This is a genomic window from Actinomadura rupiterrae, assembly GCF_024172125.1.
Classification (GTDB): Bacteria; Actinomycetota; Actinomycetes; order Streptosporangiales; family Streptosporangiaceae; genus Spirillospora; species Spirillospora rupiterrae.
Genome location: NZ_JAMZEA010000002.1, coordinates 902,903 through 920,849, shown reverse-complemented (window position 1 = coordinate 920,849; position 17,947 = coordinate 902,903). Strand labels below are relative to the sequence as shown.

Annotated in this window: 11 protein-coding genes; 7 read left to right on the top strand and 4 right to left on the bottom strand. The window is 74.0% G+C overall.

Annotated elements, in window-relative coordinates:
* Positions 1-557: 557 nt before the first annotated feature.
* Positions 558-1,199, bottom strand: a complete 642-nt coding sequence (locus tag FHU30_RS08725) for a class II aldolase/adducin family protein (RefSeq protein ID WP_253873768.1) — start codon at positions 1,197-1,199, stop codon at positions 558-560.
* 74 nt (positions 1,200-1,273) lie between these two features.
* On the opposite strand from FHU30_RS08725, the gene FHU30_RS08720 reads away from it, so the two are divergent.
* Positions 1,274-2,188 carry a carbohydrate kinase family protein gene (locus tag FHU30_RS08720; RefSeq protein ID WP_253873766.1) on the top strand — a complete coding sequence of 305 codons (915 nt, stop codon included), beginning with the start codon at positions 1,274-1,276 and terminating at the stop codon, positions 2,186-2,188.
* A gap of 177 nt (positions 2,189-2,365) precedes the next feature.
* Here the strand turns inward: FHU30_RS08720 and FHU30_RS08715 are convergent, their stop codons facing one another.
* The 3 genes from FHU30_RS08715 to FHU30_RS08705 all read right to left on the bottom strand — a co-directional run bounded on the left by FHU30_RS08715 (position 2,366) and on the right by FHU30_RS08705 (position 6,001).
* Positions 2,366-3,127 carry a PT domain-containing protein gene (locus FHU30_RS08715; protein ID WP_253873764.1) on the bottom strand — a complete coding sequence of 254 codons (762 nt, stop codon included), beginning with the start codon at positions 3,125-3,127 and terminating at the stop codon, positions 2,366-2,368.
* 292 nt (positions 3,128-3,419) lie between these two features.
* On the bottom strand, positions 3,420-4,832 hold the full coding sequence (locus tag FHU30_RS08710; RefSeq protein WP_253873762.1) for a radical SAM protein: 1,413 nt from the start codon (positions 4,830-4,832) through the stop codon (positions 3,420-3,422).
* 545 nt (positions 4,833-5,377) lie between these two features.
* Positions 5,378-6,001, bottom strand: coding sequence for an ACT domain-containing protein (locus FHU30_RS08705; protein WP_253873760.1), 624 nt, complete (start codon positions 5,999-6,001; stop codon positions 5,378-5,380).
* A 180-nt stretch (positions 6,002-6,181) separates the two neighbouring features.
* Here FHU30_RS08705 and FHU30_RS46955 point away from each other — a divergent pair, with 180 nt between their 5' ends.
* From FHU30_RS46955 to FHU30_RS08675, 6 genes are all read left to right on the top strand, one after another.
* On the top strand, positions 6,182-7,501 hold the full coding sequence (locus tag FHU30_RS46955) for a nucleotide exchange factor GrpE (protein ID WP_253873758.1): 1,320 nt from the start codon (positions 6,182-6,184) through the stop codon (positions 7,499-7,501).
* An 84-nt stretch (positions 7,502-7,585) separates the two neighbouring features.
* Complete coding sequence (locus tag FHU30_RS08695) at positions 7,586-9,169, top strand: Hsp70 family protein (protein ID WP_253873756.1); 1,584 nt, start codon at positions 7,586-7,588, stop codon at positions 9,167-9,169.
* Between the two features lie 682 nt (positions 9,170-9,851).
* Positions 9,852-12,605, top strand: a complete 2,754-nt coding sequence (locus FHU30_RS08690) for a SaeA-related protein (RefSeq protein WP_253873754.1) — start codon at positions 9,852-9,854, stop codon at positions 12,603-12,605.
* A 20-nt stretch (positions 12,606-12,625) separates the two neighbouring features.
* Entirely contained in the window at positions 12,626-13,897 is a 1,272-nt protein-coding gene (locus tag FHU30_RS08685; protein ID WP_253873752.1) for a GTPase, read from the top strand.
* Between the two features lie 5 nt (positions 13,898-13,902).
* Positions 13,903-16,095: a GAP1-N2 domain-containing protein gene (locus FHU30_RS08680; RefSeq protein ID WP_253873750.1), complete on the top strand. Its 2,193-nt coding sequence runs from the start codon at positions 13,903-13,905 to the stop codon at positions 16,093-16,095.
* A gap of 4 nt (positions 16,096-16,099) precedes the next feature.
* Positions 16,100-17,845 carry a TRAFAC clade GTPase domain-containing protein gene (locus FHU30_RS08675; protein ID WP_253873748.1) on the top strand — a complete coding sequence of 582 codons (1,746 nt, stop codon included), beginning with the start codon at positions 16,100-16,102 and terminating at the stop codon, positions 17,843-17,845.
* The last annotated feature ends 102 nt before the right edge of the window (positions 17,846-17,947 follow it).

Genomic DNA, 17,947 nt, shown 5'->3' with positions numbered 1-17,947 from the left:
CAGCACCCGAGACGCCCGCGCCGAATTCGGAGCTGCACCGGCGCCCAGACCTCCGTGCCGCGTGCGGGTTGCACAGCACCGAGACGCTCGTCCTCGATACGAGGTTGCACCGGCGCTAAGACATCAGTGCCGCACGCGAGACTGCACGGCACTGAAGCCTCCGTGCCAAATGCCTACACCGGCACCGAAACGTCCGCGGATGCAGGTGTGCACCGGTGCTGAGGCGTCCGCGGCGAGCGCGAGGCTGCACGGCACCGGAGCGGCCGCGCCGGACGCGAGGCAACGCAATACCGAGGCGTCCGTGAAGGATGCGGAGCTGCACCAGCGTCGAGGCGTCCCCGGCGGACGCGAGACTGCACGGCACCGGAGCGGCCGCACCGAACGCGAGGCAACGCAGAACCGAGGCGTCCGTCCCGGATGTGGAATTGCACCAGCATCGAGGCGTCCGTAGCAGACGCGAGGCAGCACGGCACCGGGCCGGCCGTGCCGGATGCGGGGTTGCATGGCGCCGGGGCGGACGTGTGGGGGCGAGGGTGTGTGGTGCTGTGCGGGCGGGGTTAGGAGGGGTGGGTGTAGGAGGGGGCGGCGAAGCGTTCGACTGCTTCGCCTAGTTGGGCGTCGGTCAGGGCGCGGGGTTCGCCCAGGGTTTTGGCGGAGATGTAGACGCCGCACAGCCATTCCAGGAGCTGCGCGTTCTCGATCGCCTCGTCCAGGTCGCGGCCGAGCGCGACCGCGCCGTGGTTCGCCATGAGCGCTGCGCGTCGGCCGCCTTCCAGCGCCGCCAGCACGTTGCGCGCCAGTTCGGGCGTCCCGTATGTCGCGTACTCGGCGACGCGCACGACGCCGCCCAGCATCAGCGTGTAGTAGTGGATGGGAGGCAGCACGTCCAGGACGGTCGATACGGCGACGCAGTTGGCCGAGTGCGTGTGGACGATCGCGCCCGCGTCGGTGGCGCGGTAGATCGCGAGGTGCATCGGCGTTTCGGACGACGGCGTCTGCTGGCCGTCCACGACCCGTCCATCCAGGGTCAAAACCGGGCAGTCCCGGTCGGTCAGCTCGTGCAGCCGCGCGCCTCCAGGCGTCACGATCACGCGGTCCCCGCTTCGCTCGCTGACGTTGCCCGCGGCGCCTCCGACCAGCCCGGCCTCCACCACGCGGCGTCCCGCCCGCGCGACGTCCGTGCGCGCTCCCCAGTACATGCGTCCACTCCCCACATCCGAGCCGTCCGGAGTCGTAGGCTACGGCCCTGACGATCTTCTGAGGGAGACCCGCCGTGGTGGTACTGACCGTCGGTGCGCACATCGTGGACGTCCTGGCCCGCCCGGTGGACGAGCTCCCCGACGGTCAGGGCACGGTCGTGGTCGAGGAGGTCAGGGTGACCGCGGCCGGGTCCGCCGCGGGGACGGCCGTGGCGCTCGCGCACCTCGGCAACCAGGTCGTGTCGGTCGGCGCGATCGGCGACGACGACCTCGGCGACCTGCTGACCGTCCTGATGACGCGGCACGGCGTGGACGTGAGCGGGCTGGTCCGGCGCGCGGACGCGCAGACCGCCGCGTCGGTGCTGCCGATCCGGGCGGACGGCGGCCGGCCGTCCTTCCACGCGCCCGGCGCGAACCTCACGCTCACCGCGAACTCCGTCGACCCGGGGCTGCTCGTGGCCGCCGACGCCGTCCACCTCGGCGGCCCGGACGTCACGTTCGGCCTGAACGACCCGGCGTTCCTCGGCGCGCTCGACGCCGCCCGCTCGTCCGGGACGATCGTGACGATGGACTTCCTGTCCAACATGCCGGACCTGCTGGACGGCGCGCGCGGCTTCCTCGCGCACGTCGACCACGTCCTGCCCAACGAGGAGCAGGCCGCCTCGCTCACCGGCGAGGACGACCCGGAACTGGCCGCGCGGATGCTGCTCGCCGAGGGGCCGGCCTCGGTCGTCGTCACGCTCGGCGCCGAGGGCAGCCTGGTCGCCACGCGCGAGGATGTGCACCGCGTCCCGGCGCTGGACGTCCCGGTCGTCGACACCACGGGCTGCGGCGACGCGTACTGCGCGGGCTACCTGTCGGCGCTGCTGCGCGGGCTCCCCCTGGTGGAGGCCGCGCGGTGGGGGACGGCCGCCGCCGCGACCGTCGCGCAGGGGCTCGGTTCGGACGCGAACCTCACCGATCTGGAAGGAGTCCTCGCCCTGCTCTGAGCCGCGAGGGCCAGAGCAGGGCGAGGCCCGGAACGGCCGGCGTCACCCCGCAGGACGCCAGACCGCCCAGGTATCAGGCCGTCCGGATATCGGACGGCTCGGAACCATCTACTTCGAAACCAGATGGTTCCGTAGCAGATGATTGGGAGCAGGACGGCTGCTGGGCAGGACCGGGCATCAGGCCGTCCAGGCGAGGCGGCGTTCGGCGTGCAGGACCTGCCCGGCGCGCAACGCCTCCGCGGCACGGTCGGCGAGAGGACCGGTCAGGCGCGTTCCGAGGAAGCGCGCCCGCAGCGTGAGCACCTGCGCCGCCATCATCGCGACGACCGGATCGCCGGAGTCGAGATACGGATCGCAGTCGAACCCGTGCAGGTCGTCCGGGCGGAGGCGGCGTCCGGCCTGGAGTTCCGCGACGAGCCGCGCGATCCGGCGGCTCAGCGCGGGCGCGGCCTCGTCCGCGGCCCATTCCAGGTAGGGCAGCTCGTCCAGGCCCATCGCGACCACGACGGTCTCGGCCATCCGGCGGACGACCGGATCGGCGTCCAGTAGCCGGTGCGCCTGGCAAACCGGGATGCAGGTGCACACCTTGTTGCAGGTGCAGATCCGTCCGCCGCCGACCCCACCGCCCGTGTCGTCGTCGGACGGCGTGTCCGAGGGCTCGTCCGTCGGCTCGTCGGACGGCTCATCGGAGGGTTCGTCGGACGGCTCTTCTGAAGGCGTGTAGGTGTCGGACGGGGAATCCGACGGCGAGTCCGATTCGGACGGGGTGAAGGACGGCGTGTTCCTGTTCTCCTCGGTCCCGCACGCGCTGAGCAGCATCGCCGCCGCGACCGACGACGCGATGCCCGCGCCGAGGAACCCGCGCCGCCCGGCCTTGGCCTCCCACGGCGGCTTCACGATCGGCAGCACCTCGACAGGACCGGCCGTCCCATCGTCCATCACACTCCGCAACTCATAATGCGGCGCCGCCCCCCGCGCCCGTCCCCCAGCGCGAGACCCGCCTCGCCCCTCAGCGCGGGCCCCGGCGCGCGGCTCGGCCCGGCCCTCAGCGCGGGCCCCAGCATGGCCCTCAGCGCGCGGCTCGGCTCGACTTCCAGCGCCGGGCTCAGCTCGGCCCTCGGCGCGAGGGACGGGGCGGCCCCCGGCCCGCGGCTCGGCGCGGCCCTCGGCTCGGGCCTCGGGGCGGGGGTCGCCTTTGGGGCGGCGGGGTTCGGGCCAGGGGAGCATGACGTCACTCATGTGCGCCTCCGTGCACGGCGCAGGGGACGTCCTCGCGGCCGTCGCGCCAGACCAGGCCGCCCGCGTCGGCGATGCGGGCGAGCAGCTGGTCCTTCACCAGCTCGCGGGTGATGTGGCAGCGCTGCGATCCGGCGAACTCGCCGCGTCCGTTGGTCGCGAGGGACTTGTGGTAGCAGTCGCCCGCGCAGTTCCAGCGCGCGAAGCAGCCGTCGCAGAACGAGCGGTTCTCCACGCCCAGGTCGCGCAGGCCGTCGAGCGCGTCCATGTCGAAGGTGTAGCCGTCGGTGCCGGGCGGGCCGGACGAGCCGTAGAAGAAGACATCCGCGAACTCGTTGTCCTCGGAGAACGCCTCGAAGCACGCCGACACGTTGCCCGATGGCGTGATGCAGAAGTTGTCCTGGGTGACGCCGCAGAAGTGGTTGGTGAGCTGGCCGACGCGGGCCGCGCTGTAGGCGAGTTCGTGCCCGTAGCGGGCGGCGCGCGCCTGGGCCTCGCGGTAGGCGTCGATGAACTCGGTGGTCTCGGCGTCCGGCTCGCCCTCGTGCCGTCCGAGCTGGTAGGCGGGCTCGACCTGGACGCGCGCGGGCGTGAAGTTCGCCAGGACGAACTCGACCGAGTCCGGCAGCAGCGGGATCTGCTCGGCGGTGACGGTCAGCCGCACCGCGTACGGGTAGCCCGCCTCGGTGAACCGCCGCATCGTGTGCATGACGCGCCCGCTCGACCCCGTCCCCCGGACGGTCGGACGGTGCTTGTCGTGCACCTCGGGCAGGCCGTCGAACGACAGGCTCATCCCGCCGTCCAGGTTGGCGATCATCCAGTCGATCTGCCGGTCGGTGAACACGCCGTTGCCCGCCGAGGACGAGATGACCCGCAGGTCCCCCGCACGCTCGCGCGCGTAGGCGAGGGCCTCGGTCATGAGGTTCCAGTGGACGCTGGGCTCGCCGCCGCCATGGAAATGCACTCCCGCGAAGGGCGCGCCCAGGCGCTTGGCGTTGTCTATGACGAAGTCGATGCCGCGTTTGGCAACGTCCATGCTCATGAACGTGGCGGGGGCGTCGCCCGCGGACGCGTAGCAGTAGGTGCAGCGCAGATTGCACGCGGTCGTGAGGAACAGCGTCACTTCGGTGGGCGACGGGTCGCCCTGCTGGCGGGTGACGGGAAGCGGCGGGGGGTCGTCCAGGAGTCCGGTCTGGCGGGCGAACTCGACCACGCTCTCGTCCCCGTCCTCGCCCGCGAGGACGCCGGAGAGGGACGCCACCAGTCCTTTGGTCGAAGCGAACGCGACACCGTGCAGGGGCGCGTACACGAGGTACGCCTCGTCCTCGTGCGCCCGTCCGTCCTGCGTCTCGCCGGTGTGCACCTCGTTCTCAAGAGGGATCGCGAAGATGTGGGAGCCACTGCTCAAGAGACCACTTCCGAACAGCTCGTCGTCGGGACCCGCTTTTGTCACGTGGCAGGGAACCACAAAAGGACGCGACTGTCTGTGGAGTGTTACCTATTGGGCATAGCGCCGAATACGCCCCGCGCGGCCCGCACTGTGGTAGGTGATCCGCCCCTGCGGCCCTGGGCCTGGACGCGCAAGGACACGGTCCCCGTACGCGACCGCGCCGCCGCGGCCGGGAACCGTGTCCAAGAACGTAGACGCACGCGCGCCGCGTCCGGTTTCGCCTTCTCTGCTCGTTTTCCGCACGCGCCGCCCCCAGATCGCGCGCGAACCGCAGGCGCACCGCACGACCTACAGGCACACCGCACCCAGGCTGCCCGCAAGCCGCAGGCGCGCCGCACGAACTGCAGGCGCGCCGCACCCAGGTTGTGCAGGCCGCAGGAGAGCCGCACAGGCTGAAGGGGGCGCCGCACAGGCTGCGGGCGCGCCGCAAGCAGGTTGCGCGCGGGCTGCGGGTGGGTTGTGGGAGGGGAACCGAGCGGGGTGCTTTCGCGTTCGGGCGGGTGCTACTTCCGTACTGGGGCGGCGGCTAGGACGGCGCGTGCTGCGGCCACGAGCTGGTCGAGGCGGAACACCTCGGTGCGGTGGAAGGGCGGGGCTTCGCCGCCGCGCGCGACGACCAGGTCCAGACCGTCCGAAACCGGGCAGGCCGCGTAGTGGACGCCGTCGTCCCCATCGAACGCGCGGGCGCGGGACGGGCCGAGCCGTCCGCCGTCGGGCGCGGCCTCCGGAGCGCCGAAGCTGCCGTAGATGAGCGACGGGCCGTCCGCGAGGCCCGCCCACTCGGCCGACAGCAGCGCCGGGACCGCGTCGGCGAGCGTCATCGCGCCGCGCACCGGATCGGCGGCGAGCTGGCCGAGGAGCGAGGCGTCCGGGTGCGCGCCCTGCGGCTCGACCGTGGGCCAGATTCCTATCACCATGACGCCAGGGACGGCGGTGAGGCCGTCGCGCAGCCCTGCGGTGGCGGCCCCGGCGGGCCACGCGACCGTGAAGTCGTCCAGCGCGCGGCCGGCGTCCCGTTCCAGCACCGCCATCTGCACCACGTCCGCGCCCGCAGCGCCGAGCGTGCGCGCGACGCTCGCGAGCGATCCCGGACGGTCCGGCAGCCGAACCCGAATCCGCAGCAGCATGGGCACCTCCCGTGATGTCTTCCGAGGTCACCAGCCTCACCGACGCGCGTTTCGGTGGTGTTACCCCGCCGTGTCCGGATGAAGAACCCGGCCCCGGCACCGCGTCCCGCCAGGGAAAAGTCAGGCGCCGGTCAAGCGCGCCCTATGCCTGCGAGGTTCGTCCCATTAAGGTGACTCAACGTGTCGAGCGATCGGAAGCGGGAAGTCAGCGCACACTCGCGGGACGAGCGGAAACGCGGCGTGGCCGTGCGCTCCGGCAAGTCCGCGGACGTCTCCGAGCCCGCCGAGGCGAGTGAGCCCGGGGAGACCCCCGAGGCGGAGGAGACCCCGCGTCCGGACGGTCCGGATGGTCTGGACGGTCAGGACGAGGCGAGCGCGGACGGGAACGCGGCAGCGGACGGTACGACGCCCGATTCCAGCGATCGCACGAACGGCAAGAGCGCTTCGCGCGGGGCCGGGCCAGGCGAACACGCAGACGGTAAGGGCGCCTCGCGCGCGGCCGCGCCTGGTGAAGGCCCGTCCGGCGAGGACGCTTCGCGCGAGGCCGCGCCAGCCGAACGTGCGAACGGCAAGGACACCTCACGCGAGGCCGGGCGGGGTGAAGGCGCGGACGGCAAGGACGCCACTCGCGCGGCAGGGTCCGGCGAACGCGCGGACAGTAAAGACACCTCGCGCCAGGCCGCGCCAGGCGAACGCGCGAACGGCCAGGACGCCTCTCGCGAGGCCGCGCAGGGCGAGCGCGTGGACGGGAAGGACACCTCGCGCCAGGCCGGGCCGGTCGAGCGCGCGGACGGCGGGGACACATCTCGTCAGGGCGGGGCGGGCGGGCGCGGGGACGGGGAGGGCGCCTCTCGCGAGGTTGGGCGCGGCGAGCGTGGGGACGGCGAAAGCGGGGTTGAGGGGGGCACGTCCGGCGGTGACACGCCCGGCGACGGCGCGTCCGGTAAAGGCGACGCGGGCGCGGGTGCGCTTGAGGCGGTCGGGGAGGTTCGGGACGCGCTGCGCGAGCTGGTCGAGCGGTTCGACCGGGAGGACGGGCGGGCCGCGCACCGCGAGTCGGTCATCGACCGGCTGCACGAGGAGAACCAGCGGCTGCGGCGCGGCGAGATCGAGTCGATGCTCGAACCCGTCCGGGCCGCGCTGTACAAGGTGCACGACACGCTCCGGCAGGCCGCCGCGGCCCCGCCCGGGCCCGAGCAGTCGGCCAGGCTGCTCGGCGACTGCGCGAACGAGGTCGCCGACGCCCTGGCCAGGACGGGCGCGGTCCGGTTCGAGGTCGAGCCGGGCCAGCCCTACGACGCGTCCCGGCACCGTCCCCTCGGGGTGGAGGAGGTGGACGACCCGGACCGCGCGGGGACGGTCGTCGCGGTCCTCGCGGACGGGTTCGAAATGGGCGGCAGGGTCGTCCGGAAGGCCGGTGTGCGGGTGGGGAAGTCGGTCAAGAGCACTGCGCGGCGGCGTCCGGAGCGGGACGATGGTCATCGACGGTCGGCGCGCTGACGTCCCCGTCCTGGCCGGCCGCGCGCCCGGCGGGACGCGGACCCGGCACTCCGCCGCACTCCGGTAGCGATAGGTGAAGAGGATATGGCTGTCTACGGGATCGACCTGGGAACCACCTACTCCTGCATTGCCTCCATCGACGATGTGGGACGCCCCGGGGTCCTGCGGAACCTGGAGGGCACCGACACCACCCCCTCGGTGGTGTACTTCGAGAGCGGCGACAACGTGGTCGTCGGGCAGACCGCGAAGGACACCGCGATCCTCGAACCCGAGAACGTGGTCAGCCTCGTCAAGCGGGACATGGGCCGCGAGGTGGCCCGGGAGATCCACGGGATCGAGTACACCCCCGAGGAGCTGTCGGCGTTCATCCTGCTGAAGCTGGTCACCGACGCGCGCACGCAGACCGGCGAGGACGCCCGGGACGTGGTGGTGACCGTCCCGGCCTACTTCGGCGCGGCCGAGCGCGACGCGACCCGCAAGGCGGGCCGGATCGCCGGGCTGAACGTCATCGACATCGTGTCCGAGCCGATCGCCGCGGCGATCACCTACGGCGTGCTGAACCCCGAGCAGGACCGCACGATCCTGGTGTACGACCTCGGCGGCGGCACGTTCGACACCACGGTCATCACGCTGCGCGGCGGGCACATCGAGGTCATCTGCACCGACGGCGACCACGAGCTCGGCGGCGCCGACTGGGACGCGCGGCTGGTGGAGTACCTCGCCGAGCGGTTCCGCGCCGAGCACCCCGACGCGGGCGACCCCCTGGACGACCGGCAGTCCGAGCAGCAGCTCCGCCGGGACGCCGAGGACGCCAAGAAGTCGCTGACCAACCGCACCTCGCACACCGTCCGGGTGATGCACGACGGACGCAGCGCGACGATCGAGATCACCCGGGAGAAGCTGGAGGAGCTCACCCGGGACCTGTTGGACCGGACGATCGAGATCACCGGACGGACGCTGGAGACCGCCAAGGAGAAGGGCGTCGACGACTTCGACGACCTCGTCCTGGTCGGCGGGTCGACCAAGATGCCGGTCGTCGCGGCGCGGCTGTCCACCGAGCTCGGCCTGAACCCGCGGCTCCAGGACCCGGACCTCGCCGTCGCCAAGGGCGCGGCGCTGTACGCGTTCGAGGAGACCTACCGGCGGCTGCTCGCAGCCGGGCAGGACGACCAGGCCGAGGAGATGGCCGGGCGGGCCGGGCTGTCCGCCGACCAGAAGCGGCAGATCGCGGGCCGCCGGATCCGGACCGTCGCGTCGCACGCGTTCGGCATCGTCGTGGTCGACCGCGACTCCGGCGCCGAGCACGTCGCGCACCTGGTGCACGCCAACGACGAGCTGCCGTCCGCGCACACCGAGGACTTCTACACCGTGCACGACGAGCAGGCCTCGGCGGACGTCCGGGTGATGGAGCAGGCCGGGTCGGTCGAGTCGGCCGAGCTGGTCGACAACTCCGAGATCGCGACCGGGCAGATCCGCATCCCGCCGGGCAAGCAGGCCGGCTGGCCGATCGGCGTGACCTTCGAGCTGGACGCGTCCGGGCTGCTGAACGTGACCGCCGTCGAGAAGGAGACCGGCGAGCGGCTGGAGCTGAAGGTGGACGTCGGCGGGATGTCCGAGGAGGAGGTCGAGCGGTCCCGCACCGCCCTGTCCCGGGTGAAGGTGAGCTGAGCGCACGATGACCACCGGCGGCCACCCGTCCGGCCAGAACCCCGCCCCGGCCCACCGACCGCCCCAAGCCCACGACCCGGCCCAGAGCCGTGAACCGGCCCAAGGCCAGGAACCGTCCCAATGGCACGGCCCGGCCCAGGCGCAAGGACCGGCCCAGGGTCAAGGCCCGGCCCAGGGCCGAGGACCGGCCGAAGGTCAAGGCCCGGCCCAGGGCCGAGGTCCGGCCGAAAGTCAAGGCCCGGCCCAAGGACAGGGCCCGGCCCAGGCCCAGGGACCGGCTCAGGCGCGAGACTCGGCACAGGGCCAAGGCCCAGCCGAGGGCCGAGGCCCCGGCGAGAGTCGAGGCCCGACTCAAGGTCAGGGCCCGGCTCAAGGTCAGGGCCCGGCTCAAGGTCAGGGCCCGGCTCAGGGCCATGGGCCCGCTCCAGCCTCCGGGTGGGGAGCGGCATCGGCCTCGGGGCGGGGTGCGGGTTCGGGTTCCGGGCGGGGGGCGGGTTCGGGCTCCGGGCGGGGTGCCGGGTCGGGTTCCGGGCGGGGTGCGGGCTCGGCCTCCGAACGCGGAGCGGCCTGGGGCTCCGGGCGGGGTGCGGGCGCGGGCTCCGGGCGGGGTGCGGGGTCGGGCTCTGGACGGGGGGCGGGAGCGGCTTCGGGGCAGGGGTTTGATGCGGCTTACCAGCGGGAGGTGCTGGAACCGGCGCGGGCGGCGGGAGACCAGCCGCCGGAGGACCTGCGCGTGCGGTACGCGCTGCCCGACCAGCCGACGCCGGAGGCGGTCGCGGCGCGGGTCAAGCAGGTGCGGCAGTGCTGGCGGCGGGCCCGCGGCCAGCTGAAGTACCGCAAGCTGGTGGACCGGCTGGAGGCGGAACACCGCGAGCTGGCGCCGATCTTCACCGCGGCCGAGCGCGGCGACCTCCGGCCGCTGCAGCAGCGGCTCGCGGGCGGCGCGGCGCGGTCCCGGCGTCGGCTGGAGACCGCCGCGGCGCGGCTCGCCGACGCGGGCGGGCTGATCCAGATGGTGACACCCGGCGAGCTGGAGGACATCGCCCGCACGGCCGGGGTGACCGGCGCTGAGCTGACCGCGCTCGCGCAGGGCCGGATCGAGGTCCGCGAGCCGGACGCGCTGCCCGCCGCGCCGCCGTACGCCGCGTACGCCAAGGTCCGCGAGTCGCTGGACGTGCTGGGCCGCCGCAACCTCGCCGACTTCCTGTTCGGCGGGCGGATCGGCGGCCCGATGCGGGTGCTGGACGGGTTCGCCGCGACGGGCCGGGGCGGTGGGCCGCTCGTCCCGTCCGCCGACGCGGTCGCGGCCGTCGCCGCCGAGTGGGCGCGCCGGAGCCGCGACACGAGCACGACGCACGCGCAGACCGTCCTCGCCGCGCTGCGCGCGGGGCCGGACGACACGAGCGCGCACCTCACCGACCTGCTCCGCTACGACATCGTGGACCGGCTGCGTGAGCGCCTCCGGCAGCGCGCGTCCGAGCGCGCCCTGCTGCGGCACGCGACCGAGGAACTCGGCGTGGACGCGTCGGACGCGCGCCGCCTGGTGTTCGCCGTCCTGCGCGAGCACGCCCCGGCCGCCGCCGCTCCCCCGCAGCCCGGCCCCGCCGACCGCCTCCGCGAACTCCTCGACGCCGGCGACATCTACGCCGCCGCCGAGTTCGCCCGCGCCCTCACCGAGAACGACGAGACGTCCGCCGACACCGACACTGCGGCCGAGGGGCGCGTGACGGGCGGACGCCATGCGGCCCGGGGCGACGAGTTGCCTGAGGACGTGGCTGTGCTTGCGGCTGAGGCTCGGCATCGGGTGGTGACGGCTACGCGGTTGCGGGAGGCGGCGGCTGAGGAGAGCGATCCGGACAAGGCGTGGCGGCTGCTCGCGGACGCGTTGAAGCTCGTCCGGGACCTGCCCGGTGCGGCCGAGCATCAGCGAAGGCTGCCGCCGAAGCCGGTCGAGAGCCTGATCGCGACGGTGCATGCGGATCCGGAGCCGTCGGTGCGGCTGGTGTGGGAGGCGTCGCCGTCGACGGCGGGCGAGGTGCTGTACCACATGGTGCGCCGCCGGGACCGTCCGCCGCACGGTCCCGCCGACGGCGAGCCGATGCCGTTGACCAGGGACGACGACCCGCCGGTGAACGTGCACCTGTACTACGCGGTGATCGCGGTGCGGGGCGAGGCGGCCGCGCCGCCGACCGTCGCGGGGCCGGTCCTGGTGCGTCCGGAGCCGCGCGAGATCGAGGTGACGCCTGCGGACGGCGCGGTGACCGGGCGCTGGCGGTGCCCGCCGGAGGCCGCGCGGATCGCGGTGTTCCGCGCCGACCGCGGCGGCGAGAAGGTGGTTCCGGCCGGACGCGAAGGGTTCTCCGAACGCGTCCCGAACGGGGTGACGCACCACTACCGGATCGCCGCGGTGTACCTGGACGAGCAGGGCCGCGAGGTGACGACGCCGGGCGTGCGCGTGTCGGTCACGCCGTCCGCGCCGCCGGAGCCGGTGTACGACATCGCCGTGGACGCGTCGGCGGGCGAGGACGACGAGCTGCTCGTAAGGTTCGAGCGGCCCGGCCACGGCAGCCCCGAGATCGTCCTTCTGGACGCGGCGCCGGCGTGGCCGCGCAGCGCGATCGTCCCGGTCGAGGAGGTGCGCAAGGCGTCCAAGCGGATCCCGAACGCGGTGACCTCGGACGGCATCCTGGTGAAGCCGGGACGCGGCGGATGGCTGCTCGCGGTCACCGTCGCCGAGGGCTCGGCCGCGGTCGGCGCGCGGCACCGGCACGTGAACCTGCCGCCGCCGCGCCGGCTGGTCGCCGAGCGGCGCGGCGGCGTGGTGCACGTCGGGTTCGACTGGCCGGACGAGGTGGCCGAGGTCGAGCTGAGCTGGCGGATCGGCGTGGACGCGATCGCCACCGGCCGCATCGAGGCGAACCTGGTCTCGGCAGGACGGATCGAGGCCGGACGCCTCCCCACCGCCGCGCCCGAACGCGTCGCAGTGACGCGCGCCGCGTACGAGGCGCAGGGCGGGCTGCGCGTCGAGGTGCCCGAGGCCGAGCCGGTCGAGCTGGCCGTCGCCGCGGTCGGCACCGCCGGAGACCAGCGGGTCGTCGGCACGCCCGCGACCGTCGAGGTGCAGGCGCGGACGCTCGTCCGGTACGAGCTGGAACGCGGCGGACCGCCGTGGAAGCGGACGCTCACCGTGAAGCTGTCGGCGCCGCGTCCGCTCCGGGTGGGTTCGCTGGAACTCGTCCTGCGAAGAGGAAGGGTGATGCCGCACCGCCCGACCGACGGCGAGACCGTCGGATCGTGGACGCAGGTCCCGGTTCCCGGGGAACTCACCGTGCCGCTGCCTCGGTCGGGGGGCGAGTACTGGCTACGCTGCTTCACGGATGACACCGTGGTCGAACTGACCGATCCCCCGGTCCGTCATCTGCACAGCCCCCGGTAAAAGCCCCCCAGGAGGAGCCGGTGTCCCTAGCGTCCCGGGTGAGCCTGCCCGGCCTCGCCCGGCAGGAGATCACCTGCCCGTACTGCTTCGTGGAGATCAACCCGCAGCGGATCCCGTTCCGCTGCCGGGGCCAGGTCGGGCGGCGGCAGGGCTGCGCCCCCGTGCTGGACCGCGAGCTGGCCGAGTACACCGGCTCGACGGCGGGCGCGTCGCTGCCGCCGGTGTTCGCCGCGCCGCCCCGCTCGGGCGGACGCGCCGACTGCCCCGACTGCGGCCAGCCGACGCACAACCGCGTCTGCCCCGAGTGCCACAACCCGCTGCCGACCGCCTACTGCGACTCCCCCGGACGGATCGTCGCGCTCGTCGGCGCGAAGAACGCGGGGAAGTCGACCTACATCGCCGTCCTGCTGCACGAGCTGATGAACCGGGTCGGCACCGAGCTCGACACCTCGCTCGTCGCCTGCGACGACCGGACGATCGAGCGCTACAAGCGCGACTTCGCCCGTCCGCTGCTCGAAGAGCGCCGCCTGCTGCCGACAACGGCGAGCGCCGCGACGGCCCCGCGCGAACCCCTGGTCTACCTGCTGACCCGCACCCGCCCGTCCAAGCTGGCGCGCACCCCGCTCGGCGGCCTCGCCCGCACCCCGCTCGGCGGCCTGGCACGCGCCAAGCACGACGCGCTCGCGCTCGTCCTGTTCGACACCGCCGGTGAGGACCTGCGCAGCCGCGAGGTCCGCGACCTGCACCTGCGCTACCTCGAAGCGGCCGACGCGATCATCTTCCTGGTCGACCCGCTGGAGCTACCCGGCGCGCACAACGCGCTCGCCGACGAGGCGCAGACCCGCGAGGGCACGCTCGGCGAGGACCCGGACAGCGAGCCCATCAACATCATCGCCCGCGTCACCGAGGCGCTCCGCCTCCGGCACGGCCTGCGCCCCGGCGAGCGCCTCCCGGTCCCGGTCGCCGTCGCCCTCACCAAGATCGACGCGCTCGGCCCCGCGGTCTCGCGCCAGTCGGCCCTGCACCGCTCCCGCTCCGGCTCCGGCGTCCTCGACCTGGACGACCGCTCCGCCGTGAACGAGCAGGTCAGAGCGCTGCTGCACGACTGGAACGCGGGCCAGCTCGACCTGTTCCTGTCCCAGCAGTACGCCGACTACGCCCTCTTCGGCCTCTCCGCCCTCGGCTCCATGCCCGAAGGCGACCGCGTGGGCGCCGGTGGCGTCCGCCCCTACCGCGCCGAAGACCCACTGCTCTGGCTCCTCTACCGCTTCGGGATGCTTGACGGGGAGTGACGATCGTGGCGTGGCAGTTGCATTACACGTCGGCTCGGCGCGGGCCCACCGGGCGGTCGGGGTTCCAGTTCGTGGCGGAGACGCCCGGGTTGCCGGACGGGATGCGCGCGCGCGTGACGCCGCACCTGTCGTACCGTCCGCCGCCGGAGGCGCCGCTGTCGCCGGCCGATGACGAGCTGGACCAGTTCCCCGTGTCGCTGCTCTATGACCGGGTGGACGGGCGGCCGCTGCTGTTGCGGTGCCGGTACCTGGGACGCGACTACTCGGGACGGTACGGGAACTTCTTCGCGCATGCGGTCGTCGCCGAGCCGGACGAGTTGGAAGGCGTCCGTCCCGCCGAGTTGTGGCATGCGGCGTTGTGGACGGACGCGCCGGAGGAGGGAACCGAGCTTCCCGAGGTGGACGACCTGGTCCCCGACGAGGGGCTCGATCCGGAGGCGCTGGCCGCGTGGCTCTCGGACGAGCCGGAGGACGAGTACGAGCGGCTCGCGCGCATCGTGGACGCGGTCGTGAACGTCCTCGGGCGGGGGCACGGGCGTGTGGTGCTCGTGGCGTCCGATGTGGAGGTCATTGCCCGGTGGATCGCGGTCGTCTCGTATTCGCTGCCGGTCGCGGCGGCTTCGGCGTTGTCGTTCGTCACCTACAGCGCGGACCCGGACGGCGCCCCGCAGCGGCTTGTCGGGACGACGCCGGACGTATGGGCGTCAGCGCAGCGCACGTCGCCCGCGTTCCTGCTCGATCGGCCCGTGGCGGACGGCCAGGAGGTGGGGCGGTTCGCGCGGACGGTCGCCACGTGCTGGCGTGACGCGGACTTCGCCGGGCTGGACGCGCTGGCCGAACTCGCGCTGCTCGGGTCCTCGCCGGACACGGTCGACCCGTCCGTGCTCGACCGCGCGGCCGGGCTGCTCGCCCTGTGCCGAGGCGAGCACGGCGTCCCGGAGGACGAGGAGGCCGGGGCCGCCGACCTGCTCACGCGGCACGGGACGGCGATCCCCGACTGGGTGTGGGGCGATCTCGTGCAGGGCGTCCCGTCGATGGGGTACGAGCTGGCGCTCGCGGTGCACCGGTGGGCGGACGCGGCGGGCGCGTCCGAGGTGGCCGGGCAGTGCGCGGCCCGCGCGCTCTCGCAGGCGCCCGATCTGACGTCGGTCGTCCGGCTGGCCGGGAACGGGGCCGATGCGGATCTCGTGGCCGCTGCCTCGGGACGGGCCCGGACCGGCGCGTCCGATCTGCCGAAGGCGTTCGTCGAGTGCCCTGCGGATCAGCGGGCGGCGCTGCTGGAAGGCGTCCTGAACGGGTTGGAGGCGGCGGACGCCTCGACACGCCGGGCCGTCCTGACCGATGCGGCCTGCGACCTGCTCTATGACGAGCTTTACGCGTCGGCCGAGCCGCGTGGATGGTTCAGTCCGCCGGACGTGGTGGCGGCCGAGGTGCTGGCGTCGGTCGGGCGCAGGGTGCCGGAGCGCCGGGTCGCGGTGACCGGGAGGATCCTCGGGCTGGGGCTGAGCGTCGCCGAGCTCGATCCGGTGTGGAGCGTTGTGTGGGAGGAGCCGCCTGATCCCGTTGTCTGCCTGGAGCTGCTGGCGGCGTTCCCGGACGCGTGTGCCGAGCATCCGGCGCTGGGCGTGCTGCCTTCGCGGACGTTCGTGAAGGTCGCGGCCGGGTACGGCGGGCTGGCGGAGGCTTCGACGCTGCGGCTGGCCGAGCGGGTCCGGACCGTCCTGCCGGGCGGCGCGGCCGACGCGGACGCGGCGATCGTGCGGGCCCACGCGGACGCGGTGACGGCCGAGAAGCCCGCGGCGGCCGCGCGTGCGCTGGACGCCCTGCCGCGTGCGGGACGCCTCGCCGCGCGCGCCTTCGACTCGGCGGCCGAACGGCTGGAGCGGCGCGACCCGGCGTTCCGGGCGGAGCTGCTCGCGGCGGCGTCGCCGACCGCGCGCGCCCGGCTCGGGGTGTGCTGGACGGGCGGCCCCGGCGCGCGGCGCAGGCGCGGCGGCGACGGCGAGCGGCGGGACGAGCTGGTCGAGGTGGCGTTGCGGCTGCGGGCGCGCGGCGTCCGCGAGCCCGCGCTGGAGGAGTGGGTGCGCGGCGCGGCGTCGGGGTTCCTGGCGGCGCGGCACCTGGAGTCGCGGTTCGGGTCGGAACCGGAGCTGCGCGGCGCGCTGAAGGCGCTGCTCGACGAAGCGCGGCGGGGGTGATCGGGTGGGCCCCGTCGTCATCGGACTGATGATCGTGGTGTGGCTCGGCGCGATGTACGCCGGGTTCGTCCTGGTGTTCCCCGTGCTGTTCCCGGCGGCGGTGGCCGCCGCGGGGCTCGCCGCGTTCGGGCTGTACTACCTGCACGCCGTCCGGGCGCTGACGCCGCGCGAGCGCAGCGGCCCGTCCCCGGTGGACGAGCCGGAGGTGTCGTACCGGACGTACCTGCTCGGCCAGGCGTGGCGCGACTGGTGGACGATCACCAGGACGGTCGTCCCGCGCGTGTACGAGACGGCCCGCAGCGCGATCGTGCGGCTGACGAAGTTGCAGTTCGGCGGCCTGTGGGGGTTCTTCGCGTTCCCGTTCTGGCTGGCGGTGTGCGCGGGGATCGTGGTCGCGGCCGTCCCGGCGGCGGTGCTGGGGCTCGCGCTGACCGTCCTGTACGGGGCGGTCGCGGCGGTCGGGCTCGCGGCGTGGTCGGTGTGCGTGCTCGCGCTGGCGGCGGTCGAGCGCGGGTTCATGGTGTACGGCCGCATCCTGCAGACGTGCCCGCATCCGTTCTGTTACGAGCGGATCGGGCTGCCGGTGTACGCGTGCCCCGGATGCGGGGCGCGGCATCCGCGGCTGACGCCCGGCGCGGCGGGCGCGTTCCGGCACGTCTGCAAGTGCGGGACGCGGCTGCCGACGACCGTCCCGCTGGGCCGGTTCCGGCTCGCCGCGTACTGCCCGCACTGCGAGGGACGGCTGCCGGAGCGCATCGGACGCGTCCGGATCGAGCCGCTGCCGTTCGTCGGCGGGCCGGCCGCCGGGAAGACCACGTTCATGGTGCTCGGCATCCGCGCGCTGCACGCCCGCGCCCGCGCGGCGCACGGGCGGCTCGCGTTCGTGGAGCGGCGGCACGCCGAGGCGTACGCGGCGATGGTCCAGGTGTTCAACTCGGGCGGGCGGCCCGCCAAGACCGGCCCGGAACTGCCGCTCGCGACGATGCTGGACGTCGAGCTGCCCGGGCGCGTCCGCCGCATCCTGTACCTGTTCGACCCGGCGGGCGAGCACTACACGGGCGCGACCGAGGTGGAGTCGCTGCGCTACCTGGACCACGGCGAGGCGCTGCTGTTCGTGGTCGACCCGTTCGCGCTGCCCTACGTCCGGCACTCGCTGGGCGAGTCGGAGCTGCACCTGGTCGAGGAGTCGGCCGGCACGTCCGAGGAGGACCCGGCCGACACGCTGCAGCGCGTCCTGAACGAGCTGCGGACGCGTCCGGACCGCGGCCGGCAGAAGCGCATCGGCGTGATCGTCACCAAGCTGGACCTGCTGGTCAAGACCGAGGTCGGCCGGGACGTCACGGCGGGCGGCCTGCGCGACTGGCTCGCCGAGGTCGGGCTCGGCAACTCGGTGCGGACGCTGGAGCAGGTCGCGTCCGAGGTGCGGTACTTCGGGTCGGGCCTGTCCACCGCGCCGGGCGAGGTCGCCGACCTGCTGCTGTGGGCGTCCGGGCTGGCGTCGGCGACGCCGCCGGTGCCGGTCGAGGCGTCGCCGGACATCATCGACGAGGTGCCGGGGACGTCCCCGATGCGCGCGCCGTGGCCGGTGCGCGGCCGCGACCCGGCGCTGCTGCCGCTCGGCTACCAGGTCGGCCGCTGGTCGGTGCTCGGCGGGCTGTCGGCGGCGGGCCTCGCACTGCTGTTCGCGGTCGGCGTCGCCGCGTCCCTGCTGCTGCACGAGGTCAAGATCGGCTTCCTGTACCCGTTCTGACCGGGCGCCACGGCGCCGTCCATGCCGAATCGGGCCCGGGGCGAACTCGATCTCGGGAAACGGAGTCCCATCGGGCCAGAGGGGACGCGGTCGGGGCGTCCC

Bases quoted from the DNA above. Each gene is read 5' to 3' on its own strand.
- FHU30_RS08725 (WP_253873768.1), bottom strand. From the start codon at position 1,199: ATGTACTGGGGAGCGCGCACGGACGTCGCGCGGGCGGGACGCCGCGTG.
- FHU30_RS08715 (WP_253873764.1), bottom strand. From the start codon at position 3,127: ATGGACGATGGGACGGCCGGTCCTGTCGAGGTGCTGCCGATCGTGAAG.
- FHU30_RS08695 (WP_253873756.1), top strand. From the start codon at position 7,586: ATGGCTGTCTACGGGATCGACCTGGGAACCACCTACTCCTGCATTGCC.
- FHU30_RS08705 (WP_253873760.1), bottom strand. From the start codon at position 6,001: ATGCTGCTGCGGATTCGGGTTCGGCTGCCGGACCGTCCGGGATCGCTC.